Origin of the sequence: Achromobacter sp. 77 (genome assembly GCF_020541125.1) — a bacterium.
Classification (GTDB): Bacteria; Pseudomonadota; Gammaproteobacteria; order Burkholderiales; family Burkholderiaceae_B; genus Achromobacter; species Achromobacter mucicolens.
In genome coordinates this window covers 5,352,364-5,372,333 of record NZ_CP059848.1, presented here as the reverse complement: position 1 = coordinate 5,372,333, position 19,970 = coordinate 5,352,364, and the positions used below count along the sequence as shown (strand labels likewise).

18 protein-coding genes are annotated in these 19,970 nt (G+C 66.8%); 6 read left to right on the top strand and 12 right to left on the bottom strand.

Translation table 11 applies throughout. The features are described from left to right. Position 1: 1 nt before the first annotated feature. The 5 genes from pcaD to H4P35_RS24720 are packed head-to-tail and all read right to left on the bottom strand — an operon-like array spanning position 2 to position 2,814. Positions 2–781 carry a 3-oxoadipate enol-lactonase gene (gene pcaD, locus H4P35_RS24740; protein ID WP_226847371.1) on the bottom strand — a complete coding sequence of 260 codons (780 nt, stop codon included), beginning with the start codon at positions 779–781 and terminating at the stop codon, positions 2–4. A gap of 57 nt (positions 782–838) precedes the next feature. Continuing rightward, entirely contained in the window at positions 839–1,135 is a 297-nt protein-coding gene (locus tag H4P35_RS24735; protein WP_226847370.1) for a YciI family protein, read from the bottom strand. A gap of 12 nt (positions 1,136–1,147) precedes the next feature. Beyond that, positions 1,148–1,423, bottom strand: a complete 276-nt coding sequence (gene catC, locus H4P35_RS24730; protein ID WP_171667756.1) for a muconolactone Delta-isomerase — start codon at positions 1,421–1,423, stop codon at positions 1,148–1,150. Positions 1,424–1,483: 60 nt separating this feature from the next. Next, positions 1,484–2,128, bottom strand: coding sequence for a 3-oxoacid CoA-transferase subunit B (locus tag H4P35_RS24725; protein ID WP_056319825.1), 645 nt, complete (start codon positions 2,126–2,128; stop codon positions 1,484–1,486). After that, positions 2,125–2,814 (bottom strand): 3-oxoacid CoA-transferase subunit A, encoded by a 690-nt coding sequence (locus tag H4P35_RS24720; RefSeq protein ID WP_056319823.1) that lies wholly within the window; start codon positions 2,812–2,814, stop codon positions 2,125–2,127. Before H4P35_RS24720 ends, H4P35_RS24725 begins: the two co-directional genes overlap by 4 nt. 195 nt (positions 2,815–3,009) lie before the next feature. On the opposite strand from H4P35_RS24720, the gene H4P35_RS24715 reads away from it, so the two are divergent. Next, the gene (locus tag H4P35_RS24715) at positions 3,010–3,792 is read left to right on the top strand and encodes an IclR family transcriptional regulator (protein WP_175156476.1); all 783 of its coding nucleotides are present in this window, start codon (positions 3,010–3,012) and stop codon (positions 3,790–3,792) included. Between the two features lie 50 nt (positions 3,793–3,842). On the opposite strand, the gene H4P35_RS24710 is transcribed toward H4P35_RS24715, so the two are convergent. From H4P35_RS24710 to ppc, 5 genes are all read right to left on the bottom strand, one after another. Then, positions 3,843–4,571 (bottom strand): SDR family NAD(P)-dependent oxidoreductase, encoded by a 729-nt coding sequence (locus H4P35_RS24710; RefSeq protein ID WP_062839031.1) that lies wholly within the window; start codon positions 4,569–4,571, stop codon positions 3,843–3,845. A gap of 142 nt (positions 4,572–4,713) precedes the next feature. Next, positions 4,714–6,054 carry a short-chain fatty acid transporter gene (locus H4P35_RS24705; RefSeq protein ID WP_226847368.1) on the bottom strand — a complete coding sequence of 447 codons (1,341 nt, stop codon included), beginning with the start codon at positions 6,052–6,054 and terminating at the stop codon, positions 4,714–4,716. Between the two features lie 168 nt (positions 6,055–6,222). Next, positions 6,223–7,158 (bottom strand): 3-hydroxyacyl-CoA dehydrogenase family protein, encoded by a 936-nt coding sequence (locus tag H4P35_RS24700; protein ID WP_056319813.1) that lies wholly within the window; start codon positions 7,156–7,158, stop codon positions 6,223–6,225. Positions 7,159–8,046: 888 nt separating this feature from the next. Further along, a complete protein-coding gene (locus H4P35_RS24695) occupies positions 8,047–8,868 on the bottom strand; it encodes an alpha/beta fold hydrolase (RefSeq protein WP_180097397.1) in 822 nt (273 codons plus the stop codon). A gap of 12 nt (positions 8,869–8,880) precedes the next feature. Next, complete coding sequence (gene ppc, locus H4P35_RS24690) at positions 8,881–11,730, bottom strand: phosphoenolpyruvate carboxylase (protein WP_226847366.1); 2,850 nt, start codon at positions 11,728–11,730, stop codon at positions 8,881–8,883. A gap of 166 nt (positions 11,731–11,896) precedes the next feature. Here ppc and queC point away from each other — a divergent pair, with 166 nt between their 5' ends. Beyond that, positions 11,897–12,616 carry a 7-cyano-7-deazaguanine synthase QueC gene (gene queC, locus H4P35_RS24685; protein ID WP_056319804.1) on the top strand — a complete coding sequence of 240 codons (720 nt, stop codon included), beginning with the start codon at positions 11,897–11,899 and terminating at the stop codon, positions 12,614–12,616. A gap of 585 nt (positions 12,617–13,201) precedes the next feature. Here the strand turns inward: queC and H4P35_RS24680 are convergent. After that, complete coding sequence (locus H4P35_RS24680) at positions 13,202–14,440, bottom strand: MFS transporter (RefSeq protein WP_226847364.1); 1,239 nt, start codon at positions 14,438–14,440, stop codon at positions 13,202–13,204. Next, positions 14,437–14,982, bottom strand: coding sequence for a GNAT family N-acetyltransferase (locus H4P35_RS24675; RefSeq protein ID WP_180097406.1), 546 nt, complete (start codon positions 14,980–14,982; stop codon positions 14,437–14,439). The genes H4P35_RS24680 and H4P35_RS24675 overlap by 4 nt, the downstream gene beginning before the upstream one ends. 156 nt (positions 14,983–15,138) lie before the next feature. Here H4P35_RS24675 and H4P35_RS24670 point away from each other — a divergent pair, with 156 nt between their 5' ends. From H4P35_RS24670 to H4P35_RS24655, 4 genes are all read left to right on the top strand, one after another. Beyond that, on the top strand, positions 15,139–16,038 hold the full coding sequence (locus H4P35_RS24670; protein WP_152382806.1) for a LysR family transcriptional regulator: 900 nt from the start codon (positions 15,139–15,141) through the stop codon (positions 16,036–16,038). Further along, a complete protein-coding gene (locus tag H4P35_RS24665) occupies positions 16,035–16,844 on the top strand; it encodes a helix-turn-helix domain-containing protein (RefSeq protein WP_226847362.1) in 810 nt (269 codons plus the stop codon). The genes H4P35_RS24670 and H4P35_RS24665 overlap by 4 nt, the downstream gene beginning before the upstream one ends. A gap of 106 nt (positions 16,845–16,950) precedes the next feature. Beyond that, positions 16,951–18,819: a dihydroxy-acid dehydratase gene (gene ilvD / locus H4P35_RS24660; RefSeq protein ID WP_063954592.1), complete on the top strand. Its 1,869-nt coding sequence runs from the start codon at positions 16,951–16,953 to the stop codon at positions 18,817–18,819. A gap of 243 nt (positions 18,820–19,062) precedes the next feature. Then, positions 19,063–19,944, top strand: coding sequence for a LysR family transcriptional regulator (locus H4P35_RS24655; RefSeq protein WP_063954593.1), 882 nt, complete (start codon positions 19,063–19,065; stop codon positions 19,942–19,944). Positions 19,945–19,970: the final 26 nt, after the last annotated feature.

The window sequence follows — 19,970 nt, the reverse complement described above, 5'->3', positions numbered from 1 at the left end:
CTCACCCCGTCAGGAAGTCGACGACCACGCGGGTGAAGGCTTCCGGTTGCTCCCAGCTCGAGATGTGGGAGGTGTTCAGTTCGACATAGCGCGCGCCGGGAATGGCGGCGGTCAGTTCCTGGCCTTGCGCGGGCGTGGCGGCCAGGTCGTGCGTGCTGCTGATGACGAGTGTGGGCGCGGTGATCGAAGACACCTGTTCGCGGAAGTCGGCGTCGCGCAGCGCGGCGCAGTTGCCCGCGTAGCCCGCGTCCGGCGTGCGGCGCAGCATGTCGATCAGTACCTGCGTGAGGCCGGGTTCGGCGGCGCGGTAGCCGTCGGTCAGCCAGCGCTCGACCAGCGTGGGGGCCATCTTTTCCAGCGTCTGCTCAGCGACGGCGGCGATGCGGGCGCTCCAGCCTTCTGTCGAACCTATGCGCGCGGCGGTGTTGCACAGGACCAGCTTGCCGACGAGTTCGGGGCGCGCCAGCGCCAGCCACAGGCCGGTCGGGCCGCCCATCGACAGGCCGCAGAAGTGCGCGCGCTTGATGTCCAGGTGCGCCAGCAGTTCGGCGACGTCGTTGCCCAGTTGCTCGAAGCTGTACTCGCCTTCGGGGACCGAGGACTTGCCGTGGCCGCGGGTGTCGTAACGCAGCACGCGGAAGTGGCGGGTCAGTTCGGGGATCTGGCGGGCCCACATGTCGGCGCAGGTGCCCAGCGAATTGGAGAGCACGAGCACCGGCGCGTCGGCGGGGCCATCGATGACGTAGAACAGCCGTGCCTGGCTGAGATCGGCATAAGACATGTGGGATTCCTTCCGGGAAAGCCGCGGCCGGGCGTCGTTGACGGCGGCCGCGCGGGATTACAGGTGGCAGACGCCGTCGACGTAGGCTTTGCGCCAGCGGGTGATGGTCACGCGTTCGAACAGGTCGGCCTGCGCGAACGGGTCGGCATCGATGAACTGCTGCGCGGCTTCGCGCGTGTCGACGTCGACGATGTACAGGCCGCCGCCGGCATCCTTGCCGTCATCCTGCAGCTTGGCGCCGCACGCCAACAGGAGCTGCTTGTTGGCGTCCAGGTATTCCAGGTGCTTGGCGCGGTGCTGCTGGCGCATGTCCTGGTGGTTGGGCTTGTCGAAGGTTTCGATGATGTAGGGCATGCAAGGCTCCTGTCAGATCGCCGAGGGATGGCGCGCCAGCGCGGTGACTTCGATATCCATGTACGGGAAGAGCGGCAGGGACGACAGCAGCGTATGCAGTTCGTCGTTGCTTTCGACGTCGAAGATGCTGACGTTGGCGTAGCGGCCGACAACGCGCCACAGGCTCTTCCACTTGCCGTCGCGCTGAAGCTGCTGCGCCAGGGCCTTTTCGTCGGCCTTCAGTTTGTCGGCGCGGTCGGCGGGCATGTCGACGGGCAGATTGACTTGCATTTGAACCATGAACAACATGATGGACTCTCCATAAAGCCGCCCCGGCTGGCGGGGCGGCGTATCGGCAATTAAGGGACTTCAGTTCGCAAACTTGAGCGGCAGGCCGGTCAGGCGCAGCAGCTCATCGGCGGTCATGTCGCCAAAGATGTCGGTGACGGTCACGCCGTCCTTGTTGATGTCGAACACCGCGACGTCGGTGTACACGCGCGATACGCAGCGCACGCCGGTCAGCGGATAGGTGCAGGTCTCGACCAGCTTGCTCTGGCCTTCGCGGGTCTGCAGTTCCATCATCACGAAGACGTCCTTCGCGCCGATGGCCAGATCCATCGCGCCGCCCACGGCGGGGATGGCGTCGGGCGCGCCGGTGTGCCAATTGGCCAGGTCGCCGTGCTGCGAGACCTGAAAGGCGCCCAGCACGCAGATGTCCAGATGGCCGCCGCGCATCATCGCGAACGAATCGGCATGGTGAAAGAACGAGCAGCCGGGCAGTTCGGTGACGGGCTGCTTGCCGGCGTTGATGAGGTCGTAGTCTTCCTCGCCCTTGGCGGGCGCCGGGCCCATGCCCAGCATGCCGTTTTCGGTGTGCAGGATGACTTCGCGGCCGGCCGGCAGGTGGTTGGCGACGAGCGTGGGCAGGCCAATGCCCAGGTTCACGTAGGCGCCTTCGGGAATGTCCTGCGCGACGCGGGCGGCGATCTGGTCGCGGGTCAGTTTGGTGCTCATTGCTGCTCCTTGGCGGCCGCTTGGCCTGCGATCTGCACGACGCGCTTGACGAAGATGCCGGGGGTCACGACGGTTTCGGGGTCCAGCTCGCCCAGTTCGACGATTTCGCGCACTTGGGCCACGGCGACGCGCGCGGCGCTGGCCATGATGGGGCCGAAGTTGCGGGCGGTCTTGCGGTAGACCAGGTTGCCCCAGCGGTCGCCGCGTTCGGCCTTGATGAGCGCGTAGTCGGCGTGCAGCGGGTACTCCAGCACGTACTGGCGGCCGTTGATTTCGCGGGTTTCCTTGCCGTCGGCCAGCGGCGTGCCGTAGCCGGTGGGCGTGAAGAACGCGCCGATGCCGGCGCCGGCGGCGCGGATGCGCTCGGCCAGGTTGCCTTGGGGCACCAGTTCCAGTTCCAGCTTGCCGCTGCGGTACAGGCCGTCGAAGATCTGCGAGTCCGCCTGACGCGGAAACGAGCAGATGATCTTGCGCACGCGGTTGGCGCCCAGCAGCGCGGCGAGGCCGGTGGTGCCGTTGCCGGCGTTGTTGTTGATGATGACCAGGTCCTTGGCGCCCTGTTCAAGCAGGGCGTCGATCAGTTCCATGGGCTGGCCGGCGGTGCCAAAGCCGCCGATCATGACGGTGGCGCCATCGGGGACGTCCGCCAGGGCGGCGGCAGCGCTTGCAACAAGCTTAGAGATCATGATGTTCGCTCATAGGTGGCGTGTCATAATTTGTTCTTCTTTCGAACTTTCGTTCTTCTGAAGAACATCGTTTCATGGGGACTGCGAAGGCGTCAAGGCATGCCCGCACGCCGCACTCTCCATCGTTCGGAGTCGCCCGCAAGGGGCAACGCAGGGCTCGCCGGCGGCGGGCCTTTTACTCTTGGAACCAGACGGATGGCCGAGCAAGATCCCCAGCAACCCAGCGACAGTTACGTGCAATCCTTCGCGCGCGGCCTGTCGGTGATCCGGGCCTTCGGCCCCGACCGTTCGCAGATGACGCTGTCCGAAGTCGCGGCCGTGACGGGCCTGACCCGCGCGGGCGCGCGCCGCATTCTGCTGACGCTGGAACATCTGGGCTACGTCACCGTCGACGACCGCAAGTTCTCGCTGACGCCGCGCATCCTGGAGCTCGGTTACGCCTATCTGTCGGGCACGCCGCTGTGGAACCTGGCGCTGCCCTACATGGAAGAAGTCGCCGAGCTGACGCGCGAATCGTGTTCCGTGTCGGTGCTGGAAGGCGCCGACATCGTCTACATCCTGCGGTTGTCGACCCATAAGGTGATGACGATCAACCTGGCCGTGGGCAGCCGCTTGCCGGCCTGGGTGACGTCGATGGGCCGCGTGCTGTTGGCGGGCCTGCCGCCGGCCGAACTGGACCGCGTGCTGGCGATGAGCCAGATCCAGCGCTACACCGCGCACACCGTCACGGACATCGATGAGATCAAGCGCGTGCTGGCCGGCGTGCGCGCCGATGGCTACGCGTGCGTGGCGCAGGAACTGGAGCCCGGGCTGCAGTCGGTGGCGGTGCCCATCATCGACCGCAGCGGCCGCGTGATCGCCGCGATGAACGTCAGCGGCCATGCCAACCGGTTTTCGCGCGAGGCGATGCTGGAGGCCTTTCTGCCGCCGCTGCGCCGCGCCGCCGACCAGATCAACCACGCGCTGCTGCGCCGCTAGGCGGCGCGGGCGGATGGTGAGGTCGGTCGGCAGGGACATGGCGGCCGCGTTCAGATGGGTGCGACGCCAAGCGTCGTGCCGCCGCACACATACAGCATCTGGCCGGTGACGAACCCGTTGTCGGGCGACAAAAAGAACATCGCGGCGCGTGCGACGTCTTCGGGGGTGCCCAGGCGCTTGACGACGATGCTGTTAATGATGCGCTCGGTCTGCGGCGCGCCCGCGGGATTGCTCTTGGTGAAAAGGTCGGTGGCGATGGGGCCGGGGCCGATGGCGTTGACGGTGATGCCGTCGCCGCCCAGTTCCATGGCCAGCGTGCGGGTCATGCCCACCAGTCCGGCCTTCGTGGCCGAATAGACGACGCGATCCGGCTTGCCCAGCGCCGCGCGCGAGGACATGTTGACGATGCGGCCGAAGCCGGCTTCGCGCATGGCGGGCAGCGCGGCCTGCACCAGGATGAGCGCGGTGCGCAGGTGCAGATTAACGACGTAGTCCAGGTCGGCCAGCGTGGCGGTGTCGGCGGTGCCGGGCCGCGTGGCGCCGGCGTTGTTCACGAGGCCGACGATGTTGAACGCGCTGGTGACTTCGCGGGCGACTTCCTGCGTGCGCGCTTCATCGGTCAGATCGGCCTGATACGAGACCAGACCCGCTGGCGGATTCTCGGGCAGTTTGTAGTCGATGTTGACGACCTTGTGGCCGGCATCGAGCAGCATGCGGACGATGGCGGCGCCGATCCCGGCGCTGCCGCCGGTGACGAGATATGCGGTGGGTTTGGTCATATCAATTCCCGTTCGGTTCAAAAAAACACGGCTCTGACAATAGCCCTAGTCCCGCCCCAGATCGGGGACACCGCCAGATCCGGCTCCGCCGGTCTGCAGGTGTCGCCCCTGGGGGCGCGCGTGAGCGCGTAGGGGGGACCGATCAATGCGTCAGATAGCCCCATGCCAATACTGCGGTGATGTGGATCACGCCGACCCACAGCATCATGATGACGGTATAGCCCATCACGTCGCGCAGCTTCAGCTTGGACAGGGCCAGCGCGGGCAGGATCCAGAAGGGTTGCACGAGGTCGTTCCAGGCGTTGCCCAGCATGACGGCCATGGTGGTCTGGTTGAGCGCGCTGCCGATTTCCTTGGCGGCGTCGATCATGAACGGACCCTGGATGACCCAGTGGCCGCCGGCGGACGGCGCAAAGAAGTTGATGACGAACGAGCTGATCAGGCCCCAGAACGGCAGCGTTTCAGGCGTGGCGACGTCGACAAAGACCTTGGAGATCGAGGTGACCAGACCCGAGGCGGCCATGATGGCCATGATGCCGGCGTAGAACGGGTACTGCAGGATGATCCCGGAAATGGTCTTGATGCCTTCGGTCAGCTTGGCGACGTAGGCGGCGGGGGTGCCGAGCAGGATGATGCCGAGGAACAGGATGATGAAGTTGATGAGGTTCAGGTCCAGCGATCCGCCGTCCATGAAGTGAAAGACGACGTAGGCCACGCCGAGCGCGCCGATCAGCAGGCTGAGCAGGCGGCTGTTGTTGAGCTTGGAGGCGAGGGTGCCCTTTTCGAGCATGTCTTCGGCGGCGCTGGACGCGTTGGCGTCGCGGTCGATGTTGGGATCGACTTCGACGAGGGCTTCACCCTTCTTGGGGTGCAGCCAGGCGTTGAGCAGCGGCAGGGTGATGATGATGACCAGGCTGGTGATCAGCATGGGCACGGAGAAGATGGTTTGGGACAGGGGGATGGTGCCCATCTGCGCGGCGGTGGGGTGGCCGGGCGTGGCGACGAGCACGGGGATGCTGGCCGACAGGCCAAGACCGTACATGGTGAAGCCGCTGTAGGCGGCGGCGATGATCAGGGGGTAGTGCACGCCCTTGACCTTCAGGGCCAGTTTCTTGGCGACGATGCCGCCGATGACCAGGCCAAAGCCCCAGTTCAGGTAGCTGCCGATGCCGCCGACGAGGGTGGCGACGATGATGGCGGTGTGCGGCTTGTGGACGTGGCTGACGATGCGGTTGAGCATCCGGTCGGTCAGCGGCGCGGTGGCCAGCACGTAACCCATGGCCAGGATGACGGCCATCTGGGTGGTGAAGGCCAAGAGGCTCCAGAAGCCTTTGCCCCAGGCGCGGGTGACGTCGCCGATGCTCTGGCCTTCGATGCCCATGGCCAGCAGCACGGTGAGCAAGGTGAGCGCGATCGCAAAGACAAAGGGATCGGGCAGATACTTGCGCATCAGCTCGGTGAAAAATGAAGCCAATTTATTCATGGTGCCTCCAACAACTCCGTAAGGCGGTTCTCTGATGTCCGGCGGCGCGCGTCATCGGGTGACGATGCGGGCGCGCGGGACGATTGCTTTTCTTTGTGTGGGAGGGCTCGTGGCCCGAGGCGCGGTCGGTCGTGGCCGCCGCGCTTTTTGTGGATGTTTGAGAACGGCTCAGGAGCCGCCGGCCTTGCCGTTCAGCCAGGCGGCCAGTTCGCCAAGGGCGGCGCTTTTCTCGCGCAGGACGCGTTCTCGGCGTTCGGGGCTCCAGGTGTAGAAGCCCTGGCCGCTCTTGGCGCCGAGGTGGCCGCTGTCGACTTTGCTCTTGAGCAGGTCGGACGGTTCGGTGCGGTTCTCGAGGTCTTTGTAGAGGTAGCTGGCGATGGCGTAATGAACGTCGATGCCGTTCATGTCGCGCTGTTCCAGTGGGCCGGACAGGGCGAGGCGAATGCCGAGGCTCCACTTGACGACTTCGTCGATGTCTTCGGCGCTGGCAACGCCCTTTTCCAGCAGGGAGATGGCTTCGCGCGCAAGCGCATGCTGGATGCGGTTGGCGATGAAGCCGGGGATGTCCTGCCGCACGAGCACGGGGCGTTTGCCGCCGAAGCGCAGGGTGGCCATGACTTTGGCAACGGTGTCCTCGGAGGTGTCGTCGTTGCGGACGACCTCGACGAGGGGGATGACGTCGGCGGGAGTGAAGAAGTGGGCGCCCACGAAGCGGTCGCGGCGCTGGACGGCGCTGGCGATGGCGTTGATGGACAGGCCGGAGGTGTTGGTGGCGAAGATCGTGTGCGCGGGGCACAGGGTGTCTAGCTTGGCGAAGATGCCGCGCTTGAGGTCCAGGTTCTCCGGGACGGCCTCGATGACGAGGTCGCTGGCGGCGGCAGCTTCGAGGTCTTGCTCCATGCGTATGCGCTGGATGACCTGCTGGACTTCGCCGGGCGCGTAGACGTTCAACTGCCGTTCGATGGTCTTGAGGGCTCGGTCCAGGGCGCCGTCGACCGGATCGATCAAAACGACATTGAGTCCCTTCGAGGCGAACAGCGCGGCAATGCCGCTGCCCATGGCGCCTGCGCCGATGACGGCGAGATTTCTGAGGGGAGTGTCCATATGGCTCGCTTGGTGCTTGCGGCTGCTGCTTGCACGCGGGCACGCGGGGACCAGGAGGAACGCTGTCTCGTCCGAGGGTGCCTTTCTGTGCGCGGCTGGCCAGAAAAATCTTTGTGTTCTATATACGAACATTTGTGCGTGTATAGAATTTCTGTGGGGGATAGTACTAAAAGTTGCTGGGGGTGGACAAATGGGGGATGGGGGGTGTTCGGTGGGTGGACGGTGGCGTGGTGCGTGGGGCTGCGTTGAATGGGCGGAGGGTTCTCTTGGCTTGGTGATGGCTTGTGAAGGGGGGGCGTGCGCTGGTCCTGTCCGCAGGCTGCTGTCTTTGCGGATGGGGGAGTGTTTTGTGTGCAGGCCTATGATGGTTTTCAAGGAGTCTGAGGCAGTGTTCTTTTGGCGCCCGGCGCGTCGTCGGCCTGGGGCGCGCGGGGCTACGATTGCGGTCCGGAGCCTTCGCTCCGGACTGCCCCTTCGTCAACCTCGTCCGCCTTCGGCTCCCTTCGGTTTCCCTCGGGCGCATCTACACGCCCCGCGCACCCCAGGCCGCCGCCACGCCGGGCTCGGGTGGATTCAGCTTGGCGGGCGCTGGGGCGGGTGGGGTTCTTGAGGTTCTTGCTTGCGGTCGTGCGGGTTTGAAACGTCTTGCGGTGCCCGCCCCGCGGCGGCCGCGCGGGCGGCCTGGCGGGGCTTACGCTGTGTCTTGCGTTGGCGTGATGACGCTTCGCGCTCGCGCGGACTTCTTAGTATCTGACGGCCTAGATGCAGATGCTCTTAGGTGTCTGACACCCTTACGCACAGTCGTTTGAATCGGCGGATCGTGTTGCCGGGTGTCTGACACCGGCCGCAACGCGATGCCGGTTAGACAATTCAAATTGCACCCCTGCCTTAAGCGCAGCGTTTGACCAGATCCTTAATCAGTGCGGTCACCTTGTCAGGCTGCTCAAGCCCAGCAAGATGGGCCACGCCTTCCAGCGCGTGACCCTGCGCATTAGGCAGCAGTCGCGACACCTTGTGGGCGCGCTCCTGAATATGAGGAAAGTCCAACTCCCCCCATATGACCGACGCAGGAACATCGATCATTCCCAGCCGGGCGAACGCCTCGATATCGTCGCGATTGGTTCCGATTGGCGTCGCCGCCAGCGCAATCGCGTTCATTTCCAAAAACAAGCGTCGTGTTTCGCCGGTAACGCGCCCAGGATCGGCCAACGGCCCGTCCAAAAAAAGCTCCGCCTTGTTCTCGTTGATCCGGTCGCGATCTGCGGCCGACTCCGCCTGTCGCTGCCGCGCGACCTGTTCCAGGATCTCTGGCGAATAGACGGGCGCCGGGGCGCCGTTCACGGTGGGCGAAATCAGCATCAGGCCGCACACTCGGGCGGGGTGCATCAAGGTTGCATTCAGCGCGATGTTGGCACCCTGGGAGCAGCCGGCCAGGATCACGGTTGTAGAACCGACAGTGGCGTCGATGACGGCGATCAGGTCTGCGACGGCGGAGTGGTCCTGCGGTTCCGTCCGAGTTTCGCCGAAGCCCCGTCGGTCATACGCGATGGCTTGGTAGTCCGGCCCGCTCGCTTCTAACTGCGCGCGCCACATGCGCCGGTCGCAGATGTTGGCGTGCAGGAAGACGACGGGCATGCCGCTGCCCGCCGTTTCCGTGGCGATCATGGCGGCGCCGCACGCGACCTGCAATGTGGCATTTACCGAGCTCATGGGTGGCGACACCTACCCCGAATTCCGCAGCCCCGCCGCGATCCCGTTGATCGTCAGATGGATCGCGCGCTGCACGCGCTTGTCGACCTCTGCGGCGGGCTTTTTCTGCGCCGCGCGATGCCGGCGGATGAGGTCGATCTGCAGATAGTTCAGCGGGTCGATATACGCGAAGCGTTCGCGCAGCAGGATTTGCAGCGTGGGGTTGTCGGCGAGCAGTTCGCGTTGGGTCAGCAGTTTGAGCATGGCGAGCGTGCGGCCGTGTTCGGCGCTGATGGCGCCGAAGATGCGTTCGCGAAGGGCGCGCTGGGGGACGAGTTGGGCGTAGCGGGCGGCGATGGCGAGGTCGGATTTGGCCAGCACCATTTCCATGTTGGAGAGCAGGGTGCGGAAGGCGGGCCAGTCGCGGGCCATTTCGCGTAGTTGGGCGAGGCGGCCGCGGCGGGAGCGGGGGGCGTCGGGGGCGCCGGTTTCGAGGTAGGCCTCGATGGCCGAACCCATGCCGTACCAGCCGGTGAGCATGAGGCGGCATTGGGCCCAGGAGAAGCCCCAGGGGATGGCGCGCAGGTCTTCGATGCGTTGGCCCTTTTTGCGGGAGGCGGGACGCGAGCCGATGTTCAGGCCGGCGATTTCGCTGATGGGCGTGGCGGCGAAGAAGTATTCGGCGAAGCCGGGGGTGTCGTAGACGAGGCCGCGGTAAGTGCGTTGCGCGGTGTCGGACATGAAGGACATGGCGGGGCCGTGGTGGGCCATGTGGGCGTCTTCGGCGCTGGTGGCTTCGGCGCGCGGGGCGAGGCTGGATTCGAGGGTGGCGGCGACGAGGAGTTCAAGGTGCCAGCGGCCGACTTCGGCGTCCTTGTACTTGCTTTGGATGACTTCGCCTTGCTCGGTGAGGCGGATCTGGCCGGCGACGGTGCCGGGCGGCTGGGCAAGGATGGCGTCGAAGCTGGAACCGCCGCCGCGGCCGACGGAGCCGCCGCGGCCGTGAAAGAGGCGCAGGCGGACGTTGCGGCTGGAGAAGACATCGACCAGCGCGCGTTCGGCCTGGTAGAGCGACCAGTTGGAGGTCAGGAAGCCGCCGTCCTTGTTGCTGTCGGAGTAGCCCAGCATGACTTCCTGCGCGCCGTTTTGCGCGCGCTTCACGCGTTGGCGGATTTCGGGCAGGTCGAGCCAGGCGGCCATGATGTCGGCGCCGCGTTGCAGGTCGGGGATGGTTTCAAAGAGCGGCACGACCATGAGGCCGTCTTCGGGAAGGATGTCCTGTCCGGCGGGCGCGATGAGGCCGGCCTCTTTTTGCAGGACCATGACTTCGAGCAGGTCGCTGAGCGTTTCGGTGTGCGAGACGATAGTCTGGCGCACGGCCTGTTTGCCGTAGCGCGCGCGGCCGGCGGCGGCGGCGCGCAGGACGGCGAGCTCGCGGGTGGTGTCTTCGGAGTAGGCGATCCAGGGCGACGCGAGCGGGCGCGCCTGGGCGAGTTCGGCGCGCAGGAGTTCGACGCGTTCGTCTTCGGACAGGGCCAGGTAGTCGAGGGGCTTGCCGTTGTGCGTGGCGCCGGCGCGCGAGAAGAGTTCGGCAAGCGCGGCTTCGTGGACGTCGGAGCTCTGGCGCAGGTCGACGGTGGCCAGGTGAAAGCCGAAGACTTCGAGGGCCTGCTGCAGGCCGGAGAGGCGCAGCTTGGCGAGGGGGGCGCCGTGGTGCGCGGCCAGGGATGCGGCGATGACGGCGAGGTCGGCGGCGAATTCCTGGGGCGCGTCGTAGGCGGGGGCGGCGACAGTGCTGCGGCGGGCAAGGTTCTGGCCGGTCAGGCGCAGCGCGGTGGCGGCCAGCCGGGCGTAGACGCCGACGAGGGCGCGCCGGTAGGGTTCGTCGCGGCGGTGCGGGGAGTCGTCGCCGCTGCGCTCGGCGAGCGCGAGCAGTTCGGGGTCTGCGGCGATGAGCAGGGTGGTGATGGACAGTTCGGCGCCCAGCGCGTGGACTTCCTGCAGGTAGTGTTCAAAGAGGACGGTGGCCTGGCGCAGCAGAGCGCGTTCGAGCGTGGCGGCGTCGACGTTGGGATTGCCGTCGCGGTCGCCGCCGATCCAGCTGCCCATGCGCAGGAAGGGTTCGAGCGGCGGGGGCGGGGCGGCGAAGGGTTTGGCGGATTCGCGGTTGAGCAGTTTGGAGAGGTCACCGTACAGGCGCGGGATGACCTGCAAAAAGGTGCTGCGGTAGTACGAGAGCGCGTTTTCGATTTCGTCGGCGACGGTCAGGCGCGTGTAGCGCAGCATGCGGGTCTGCCACAGGGTGGCGACGCGGCCGAGCAATGCGGTGTCGAGTTCGGCCAGTTCGTCGGGCGTGAGCTGGGCATCGCGCTGCGCAAGCGCGCTGGCGATTTCGCGGTGGACGTCGAGCGTGCTTTTGCGCTGCACTTCAGTGGGGTGCGCGGTGAGGACGGGCATGACGCAGGCTTCGGCCAGCAGGCGGCGGATGCGCGCCACGCCGACGCCCTGGCCGCCAAGCACCTGGATGGCTTCGCGCAGGCTGCCGCGCGCGGGCGTGCCGTCGGTGAGGGCGCGGGCGCGCTGGCGGCGGTTCTGGTCGCGGTCTTCGGCGATGTTGGCCAGGTGCAGAAAGTAGCTGAAGGCGCGTGCGACGGAGTTGGGGTCGCTGCCTTGCAGGCGCTTGACGCGTTGTTCGAGCAGTTTGCTGTCGGCGTCGTCGCCTTCGCGGCGGAATTTGACGGCGGTGCGGCGCAAGGTCTCGATGGTGTCGAAGACGCGCTTGCCTTCGCATTCTTCGATGACTTCTCCTAACAGCCGGCCTAACAGCCGGATATCGTGACGCAAGGGTTCTGCGGAATCGGACTGCGTGCGCTTGGCATTCATCGTGCGGGGATCCGTCTGACGGCTGTTGGAAGAGGAAAAGTCGAAGCGGGCGTTGCGGGCAAACCTTGAAAATGATGGGTCGATTTTACGCAGCGTTCCTTACGGGGAAGGCGGTTTGCTCGGTTAAAGTGCGAGGTATCCCTTCGTTATTCCAGAAGCCCCCTTTATGCAAAATCATCAACGTCGCGCGCTCGTGCTGTTTTCGGGCGGCCAGGATTCCACCACTTGCCTCGCCTGGGCGCTTGACCGCTATGCGCATGTGGAGACGGTGGCGTTCGATTACGGGCAGCGCCATCACATCGAACTGTCTGCGCGGCTGAATGTGCTGCGTGAGATCCGGGCCAATTTTCCGGACTGGGCGGCGCGGTTGGGCGAGGACCATCTGCTGGACCTGAAGGTGCTGGGTCAGGTGGGCGATACGGCGATGACGAGCGACCGCGCGATCGAGATGCAGGCCAATGGGCTGCCGAATACGTTTGTGCCGGGGCGCAATCTGTTGTTCCTGACGTTGGCGGCGGCGCTGGGGTATCGGCGTCAGCTGGACGTGCTGGTGGGCGGGATGTGCGAGACGGATTTCTCGGGGTATCCGGATTGCCGGGACGACACGATCAAGGCGCAGCAGGTGGCGTTGGGGCTGGGACTTGGGTCACGGGTGACGATCGAGACGCCGCTGATGTGGATCGACAAATCTGAGACCTGGGCGCTGGCTTACGCGCTGGGTGGTGATGCGTTGGTGGAGACGATCGTCGAGGAAAGCCATACGTGCTATCTGGGGGAGCGGGGGGCTCGGCATGATTGGGGGTATGGGTGCGGGGAGTGTCCGGCTTGCAAGTTGAGGAAGATCGGGTGGGAGAAATGGGTGGTGGCTTCGGCGGCAGAGGGGTGAGTGGCTGGTCAGCTCGGCCGTGGCCTGGGGCTGGTTCTTGAGACGCTTGGTGTTTCGGCGGACTGGAGCTGGTTCTTGAGACGCCCGGCGCGTCGTCGGCCTGGGGCGCGCGGGGCTACGATTGCGGTCCGGAGCCTTCGCTCCGGACTGGCCTAGGCGGCCCCCCCCTTCGTCATCTTCGTCAGCGCCTTCGGCGCTTCCTTCAGATTCCCTCGGGCGCATCTACACGCCCCGCGCACCCCAGGCCGACGACACGCCGAGCTCTGGTGGTTTCAGCTTGGCGGGCGCTGGGGCGAATCGAGTTCTTGAGGTTCTTGCCTGCAGTCGTGCGGGGTTGACGCATCTTGCGGCGCCCGCCCCACGACGGCCGCGCGGGCGGCCTGGCGGGGCTTACGCGGTGTCTTGCGTTTGGTGATGACGCTTCGCGCGTTGCTGCGGTTTGTTGGGGTTCTTCAAGGTGGCCGTCGGCATTTTGGTGTTGTTACCGCCCAAAGACGCATTAGGTGTCTGACACCCTGCAGAAACGCCATCCCATCTAGCGCCTCCGCCTCCTGGGTGTCTGACACCGTCCCAAGAACGCAGCGCTCAAACACCATCCCGCGCCGTCGGCACAACGGCAGGTGTGGCGGCCGCCGTCACTGCCGCTTCATTCACCCGCCCGATAAACCTCGATCTCAGCATCAGCGCTGCCGCAGCAATGACGGCTGCCAGCGCTGCGGACGCCATCATTGCTGCTTTCGCGCCTTGCCACTCGATGACATACGCATACGCAACCGGTGCGGCGGCGGTCAGCAGAAAGCTGGGGATCAGCAACGCTCCGACCAGCGCGCCGTAGCTTCGGAAGTCGAAGAGCGCCAGCGGCAGGGTGCCGCGGGTGATGGTCATGAGGCCGTTGCAGGCGCCGTAGAGGAGGGTGTAGGCGGCGGTGGTGTAGAGGTTGCCGCCGGGAACGAGGGCGAGCAGGAAGCATAGGGGGAGGGCGAGGCCCACCGCCAGGTTGAGGGTCAGGGGATGCAGGCGGGCCCCGACGAGGACGTCGCCGAGGCGCGCGGCGAATTGGCCGATGCCCCATAGGGCGGCGACGCTGACGGCGGCGGCGGTGGTCAGGCCCAGGCCGGTCAGCAGGGAGAAGAGGTGGGCGGCGTTGCCGGCGGCCAGGAAGTTGGTCAGCATCGCCATGACGGCGTACAGGGTGCCGGCCAGGCGGCGTTCGGCGGCGGTGCGGGTCAGGGCGGTGACGGCCTTGCCGGGTTCGGTGTGGGTGGCGGTGTAGCGGCGGCGGGGCAGGGCCAGGTAGAGGGGGACGGTGGCGAGCGCCAGGGCGGCGTAGCACCAGGCGGCGCCGCGCCAGCCCAGCCATTCGGCAAGAAAGTGGCCGACGGGCCACATGACGGTGGATGCCAGGCCGCCGAAGAGGGTGATCTGGGACATGGGCCGGCGCGCGGCGGGGCCGGCGGCGCGGGCCAGGGCGGCGAAGGCGGCGTCGTACAGGCACAGGCGCATGCCGACGCCCAGCGTGGCCCAGGCCGCGAAGTAGAGGGCGTGGGCGTGCGTGATGGCGAGCAGGGCGCAGCCCAGCGCGGACAGCACGGCGCCGGCGGGCATGACGCGGTGGCCGCCCCATCGGTCCACGGCGGCGCCGGCGGCGGGCGAGACCAGGGCCATGACGACGATGGCGGCGGAGAAGCCGCCGTAGATGGTGGCGGCGTTCCAGCCCAGGTCTGCGGTCATGGCCGGGCCGAGGGCGCCGATGAGGTAGAAGGTGACGCCCCAGCCGACAAGCTGGGTGAGCCCCAGGCAGATGACGGCGCGGGGGCGGATCATGGGCGTTCGGGGGGCGTGGTGTCGCCGTCGCCCAGGCTGCGCTGCATGAGGACGGTGTCACGCCATTCGCCGTGCTTGTGGCCGACGGAGCGCAGGGTGCCGACGGGGTGAAAGCCTTGGCTGGCGTGCAGCGCCAGCGAGGCGGCGTTGCGGCTGTCGCCCACGACGGCCAGCATCTGGCGCCAGCCGGCGGCGGTGCAGCGTTCGATCAGGGCGGCGAGCAGCTTGCCGCCGATGCCCAGTCCGGCGCGGCCGGCCTTGACGTAGACGGAGTCTTCGACGGTGTGCCGGTACGCGGGGCGCGGGCGGTAGGGCGTGACGTAGGCGTAGCCGACGACTTCGCCGTTGATCTCGGCGACGAGGTAGGGCATTTCCTTTTCCAGGACGCCGGCGCGGCGCTGGCGCATTTCGGCGATGGAGGGCGGGTCGAGCTCGAACGAGGCGGTGCCGTGCTGCACGTGGTGCGCGTAGATGGTCTTGATGGCGGGCAGATCGGCTTCCGCGCTGTCGCGGATGAGGACGGTGGGCGAATGGGGCGACATGGAAATGGCCGGAAATTTAGGGGGCGAGCAGGTGCGCAAGGAGCCGCAAGCGTGGACGCGTAGATGGGCAATGAAAACGTCAGTGTGGGCCAAGCGCTTTCATTAATAAAGCTTTGGTCTATTATGATTTTCATAAGCAAAACTTTGGTGTGAGTCATGCGCGGCTTGAATCTGGACCACCTGCGCACGTTTGCGCAGGTGATCGAATTGGGCAGTTTTTCCGCCGCCGCCGAGCGCGGGGGCGTGACGCAGCCGGCGGTCAGCCTGCAGATCCGTCAATTGGAGCGGCGCTTCGGCCTGAAGCTGGTCGAGCGCGTGGGTCGGCGCGCGGGGCCGACGGCGGCGGGGCGGGAGCTGCTGGCGCACATTCGCGTGATCGACGGCGCGATTGCGCAGGCCGAGCAGGCGATGAGCGCCCATGCGTCGCAGGTGTCGGGGCGGATTCGGCTGGGCACGGGCGCGACGGCGTGCACCTATCTGCTGCCGCCGGTGCTGGCGGATCTGCGCCAGCGGTTCCCGGCGCTGGACGTCGTGGCCAGCACAGGCAACACGGCGGACATGCTGCGCGGGCTGGAGGCCAATACGCTGGATATCGTGTTGATCACGCTGCCCGCGCCGGGCCGCATGTTCCAGGCGACGCCGTTGATGGAGGACGAATTCGTGGCGATCTTTCCGGCGCGCGATGCGGCCGCCATCCCCGAGGCGGTGACGCCGCAGGCGCTGGCGCGGATGCCGCTGGTGCTGTTCGAGCCGGGCGCGCGTACGCGGCGGCTGGTGGACGACTGGTTCGGGGCGGCGGGCGTGGCGGCCAAGCCGATCATGGAACTGGGCAGCACGGAGGCGATGAAGGAGATCGTGGGGGCGGGCCTGGGCTGCGCGGTGTTGCCCCGCTTGGCGGTGTCGGGCGCGGGCCGGCGCGAGGCGCTGGAGGTACGCTCGCTGACACCGCGCCTGTCGCGAGACCTGGCGATCGTTCTGCGGCGCGACAAGCCGCTCAGCCGCGGGCTGCGGCATCTTCAGGATGCGCTGCTGGCGCTGCGGGGGGATACGCCATGACGGCGTCCTCCGTGCCGCGCACGCCGGCCGAACTGGATCTTTATCCCTATGAATCGTCGCGCCGTCCGGTGGCCGGGCTGGCCGTGGACTATCCGGACGGGCATCGCGTCAAGCGCCATCGCCACCGGCGCGGACAGCTGGTCTATGCGATCTCGGGCGTGATGGTGGTGGATACGGACGCGGGTATCTGGGTGGTGCCGCCGACGCGCGGCGTGTGGGTGCCGGCGTGGGTGACGCACGGCATCCGCATGAGCGGCGAGCCGCGCATGCGCACCGTGTTTGTGGAACCCGGCGCGGCGGCGCATCTGCCCGCGCAGTGCTGCGTGTTGTCGGTGTCGCCCTTGCTGCGCGAGTTGATGGCGGCCGCTGCCCAGGTGCCGCTGGACTGGACGCCGGACACGCGCGACGGCCGGCTGATGATGCTGCTGCTGGACGAGCTGCGCCAGGAACCCGCGCTGCCGCTGCATCTGCCGCAGCCGTCGGAGCCGCGCCTTGCCCGGATCTGCCGGGCCATCGTGCGGCATCCGGAACGTCAGGACGGGGCGGCCGACTGGGCGCGGGCGTTGGGGGTGGATCCCAAGACGGTGCATCGGCTTTTTCTGCGGCATACGGGCATGACGTTCGGCCGCTGGCGCCAGCAGGCGCGGCTGCTGGCGGCCATGGAGCGGCTGGCGCGGGGCGATCGGGTATTGGATGTGGCGCTGGACCTGGGGTACGAAAGCCCCAGCGCGTTCGCGGCCATGTTCCGCAAGGCGCTGGGGGAGTCGCCCAGCGCCTTTGCGGCGCGCAGCGTGGCGTCCGCCTGACGGCCGCGTGTCCGTTTCAGCACGGCCGCGGGGCGGCCGGGGGCGGAACCAGCGTATTATTTACCGTTTTGCCGCCCACGCTAACAGCTACAGCCTGAGACAGATCATGCCGCACTACCGCTCCCGCACTTCGACCCACGGCCGCAACATGGCCGGCGCCCGCGCCTTGTGGCGCGCCACCGGCATGAAGGACGGCGACTTCGGCAAGCCGATCATCGCCGTGGTGAACTCGTTCACGCAGTTCGTCCCCGGCCACGTGCACCTGCGCGACCTGGGCGCGCTGGTGGCCAAGGAAATCGAAGCCGCCGGCGGCGTCGCCAAAGAATTCAACACCATCGCCGTGGACGACGGCATCGCCATGGGTCACGGCGGCATGCTGTATTCGCTGCCGTCGCGCGAACTCATCGCGGACTCGGTGGAATACATGGTCAACGCGCACTGCGCCGACGCCATGGTCTGCATCTCGAACTGCGACAAGATCACCCCGGGGATGCTGATGGCCGCGATGCGCCTGAACATCCCGGTCGTGTTCGTGTCCGGCGGCCCGATGGAAGCGGGCAAGGTCAAGTCGCCCACCGACGGCAAGGTCATCGCCAAGATCGACCTGGTCGACGCCATGATCAAGGCCGCCGATCCCAACGTGTCGGACGCGGAAGTCGCCGAAGTCGAACGCAGCGCCTGCCCGACCTGCGGCTCCTGTTCCGGCATGTTCACCGCCAACTCGATGAACTGCCTGACCGAAGCCATCGGCCTGGCGCTGCCGGGCAACGGCACCATCGTCGCCACGCACGCCTGGCGCAAGGGGCTGTTCGAACAGGCCGGCCGTCTGGTCGTTGACCTGTGCCGCCGCTACTACGTCGAAGAAGACGAATCCGTCCTGCCGCGCAACATCGCCACCAAGAGCGCGTTCCAGAACGCGATGGCGCTGGACGTGGCGATGGGCGGTTCGACCAACACCGTGCTGCACTTGCTGGCCGCAGCGCAGGAAGCCGGCGTGGACTTCACCATGGCCGATATCGACCGCATCTCGCGCAAGGTGCCGTGCCTGTGCAAGGCGGCGCCCGCTACCGACAAGTACCACATCGAAGACGTGCACCGCGCCGGCGGCATCCTGGGCATCCTGGGTGAACTGGCGCGCGCCGATCTGCTGGACCTGTCCTGCGGCAACGTGCACAGCGGCACGCTGGGCAACGCCATCCAGCAATGGGACGTGGCCGGCAACGCCAGCGAAGAAGCCAAAAAGTTCTACCGCGCGGCGCCCGGCGGCATCCCGACCACGGTCGCCTTCAGCCAGGACGCCACGTTCCTGACGCTGGACACCGACCGCAAGACGGGCTGCATCCGCAGCAAGGAAAGCGCCTATTCCAAGGACGGCGGCCTGGCCGTGCTGTACGGCAACCTGGCGGAAAAGGGTTGCATCGTAAAGACGGCCGGCGTGGACGAGTCGCAATGGGTCTTCACGGGCCGCGCGCGCGTCTTCGAAAGCCAGGACGACGCCGTTGAAGGCATCCTGGGCGACAAGGTCGTCGCGGGCGACGTGGTGGTGATCCGCTACGAAGGTCCCAAGGGCGGCCCCGGCATGCAGGAAATGCTGTATCCCACGTCCTACCTGAAGTCCAAGGGCCTGGGCAAGACCTGCGCGCTCTTTACCGACGGCCGCTTCTCGGGCGGCTCGTCCGGTCTGGTGATCGGCCACGCCTCGCCGGAAGCGGCCGAAGGCGGGACCATCGGCCTGGTCGAAGAAGGCGACACGATCGAGATCGACATCCCCAACCGCAAGATCCACCTGGCGGTCTCCGATGACGAACTGGCCCGCCGCCGCGCCGCGATGGACGCGCGCGCCGACGGCTGGGAGCCGGTGGGCCGCGAACGCGTGGTGTCGCAGGCGCTGCAGGCCTACGCCGCGCTGGCCACGTCGGCCGATCGCGGCGCGGTGCGCGATCTGTCGCAGCTCAAGCTGAAAGGCAAGCGGTGATCGGTTGATGGCCGGTTGCTGAGAAAGGCGGCGCTTCGGGCGCCGCCTTTTTTTGTGCTGAGCGGCTGTGGCTGTGGCGAAGGGCACACGTCAAGCGGGCAGGTTTGCGGGCTTTACAGCTTTTGATGTGTAAACCGGAAATACCGTCTCCAGCCTGTAAATCGTGGATTCGGTGTCGATTCGCAAGTGAACGCGGTGATCGTGCCGATAAAATTCAGCGACCCCCCCACCGGAGCGCAATAAATGTCCCTGAACTCCGAAGCCTTGCGCCTCTTCCTCGGCGTAGTCGACGCCGGTTCCCTCAGCGCCGCGGCCGAAATGCTGGGCCAGACGGCGTCGGGCGTCAGCCGCGGCCTGCAGCGGCTGGAAGAAGACCTGGGCGTCACGCTGCTGAACCGGACCACACGCCGCATGGAGCTGACCGAGGAAGGCCGGCATTTCCTGCCCAAGGCGCGCCAGATCGTGGCCGCATTGGAAGAGGCCGAGGAGTGCATGCGCATGGTGCACCAGCGGCCGGCCGGGCGATTGCGCGTGGATGCGTCGGTGCCAGTGATGCTGCATTGCGTGGTGCCGCATGTCGCCGAGTTCCGGCGCGCGTATCCGGAGATATCGCTGGAATTGACCAGCAACGACCGCATCGTGGACCTGATGGAGCATCGCACCGACGTGGCGCTGCGCATGGGGCCGCTGACCGATTCCACGCTGCATGCCCGCGCGCTACGGCCGTCGCCGCGCTGGATGATGGCCAGTCCCGACTACATCGCCCGCCGTGGCGCGCCGCGCACGGTAGAGGATCTGGCGGACCACGAATTGCTGGGCTTCACCCAGCCGGAAAGCCTGAACCTCTGGCCGCTGCGCCATGCGGGCGGTTCAAGCTTTCAGGCGACGCCGACGCTGGCGACCTCCAGCGGCGAAACGCAGCGGCAACTGGCGCTACGCGGCGTTGGCATCGCCTGCCTGTCGGACTTCGTCGTGCGCGAAGACATCGCGGCCGGGCGGCTGGTGAAGGTGCTGGAAAGCGAATACACCGATTACCTGCAACCGATGCACGCGGTGTATCACCGCAATACGCAGCTATCTCGGCGCATTGCGTGCTTCCTGGACTTTTACGCGGGCCGGATTTGATGCGCGCAGGTGTCTGACACCCTGCG

What these genes read in the sequence shown, in the direction of transcription:
- pcaD (WP_226847371.1), bottom strand. Translation starts at nt 781, where the DNA reads ATGTCTTATGCCGATCTCAGCCAGGCACGGCTGTTCTACGTCATCGAT.
- H4P35_RS24735 (WP_226847370.1), bottom strand. Translation starts at nt 1,135, where the DNA reads ATGCCCTACATCATCGAAACCTTCGACAAGCCCAACCACCAGGACATG.
- catC (WP_171667756.1), bottom strand. Translation starts at nt 1,423, where the DNA reads ATGTTGTTCATGGTTCAAATGCAAGTCAATCTGCCCGTCGACATGCCC.
- H4P35_RS24725 (WP_056319825.1), bottom strand. Translation starts at nt 2,128, where the DNA reads ATGAGCACCAAACTGACCCGCGACCAGATCGCCGCCCGCGTCGCGCAG.
- H4P35_RS24720 (WP_056319823.1), bottom strand. Translation starts at nt 2,814, where the DNA reads ATGATCTCTAAGCTTGTTGCAAGCGCTGCCGCCGCCCTGGCGGACGTC.
- H4P35_RS24715 (WP_175156476.1), top strand. Translation starts at nt 3,010, where the DNA reads ATGGCCGAGCAAGATCCCCAGCAACCCAGCGACAGTTACGTGCAATCC.
- H4P35_RS24710 (WP_062839031.1), bottom strand. Translation starts at nt 4,571, where the DNA reads ATGACCAAACCCACCGCATATCTCGTCACCGGCGGCAGCGCCGGGATC.
- H4P35_RS24705 (WP_226847368.1), bottom strand. Translation starts at nt 6,054, where the DNA reads ATGAATAAATTGGCTTCATTTTTCACCGAGCTGATGCGCAAGTATCTG.
- H4P35_RS24700 (WP_056319813.1), bottom strand. Translation starts at nt 7,158, where the DNA reads ATGGACACTCCCCTCAGAAATCTCGCCGTCATCGGCGCAGGCGCCATG.
- H4P35_RS24695 (WP_180097397.1), bottom strand. Translation starts at nt 8,868, where the DNA reads ATGAGCTCGGTAAATGCCACATTGCAGGTCGCGTGCGGCGCCGCCATG.
- ppc (WP_226847366.1), bottom strand. Translation starts at nt 11,730, where the DNA reads ATGAATGCCAAGCGCACGCAGTCCGATTCCGCAGAACCCTTGCGTCAC.
- queC (WP_056319804.1), top strand. Translation starts at nt 11,897, where the DNA reads ATGCAAAATCATCAACGTCGCGCGCTCGTGCTGTTTTCGGGCGGCCAG.
- H4P35_RS24680 (WP_226847364.1), bottom strand. Translation starts at nt 14,440, where the DNA reads ATGATCCGCCCCCGCGCCGTCATCTGCCTGGGGCTCACCCAGCTTGTC.
- H4P35_RS24675 (WP_180097406.1), bottom strand. Translation starts at nt 14,982, where the DNA reads ATGTCGCCCCATTCGCCCACCGTCCTCATCCGCGACAGCGCGGAAGCC.
- H4P35_RS24670 (WP_152382806.1), top strand. Translation starts at nt 15,139, where the DNA reads ATGCGCGGCTTGAATCTGGACCACCTGCGCACGTTTGCGCAGGTGATC.
- H4P35_RS24665 (WP_226847362.1), top strand. Translation starts at nt 16,035, where the DNA reads ATGACGGCGTCCTCCGTGCCGCGCACGCCGGCCGAACTGGATCTTTAT.
- ilvD (WP_063954592.1), top strand. Translation starts at nt 16,951, where the DNA reads ATGCCGCACTACCGCTCCCGCACTTCGACCCACGGCCGCAACATGGCC.
- H4P35_RS24655 (WP_063954593.1), top strand. Translation starts at nt 19,063, where the DNA reads ATGTCCCTGAACTCCGAAGCCTTGCGCCTCTTCCTCGGCGTAGTCGAC.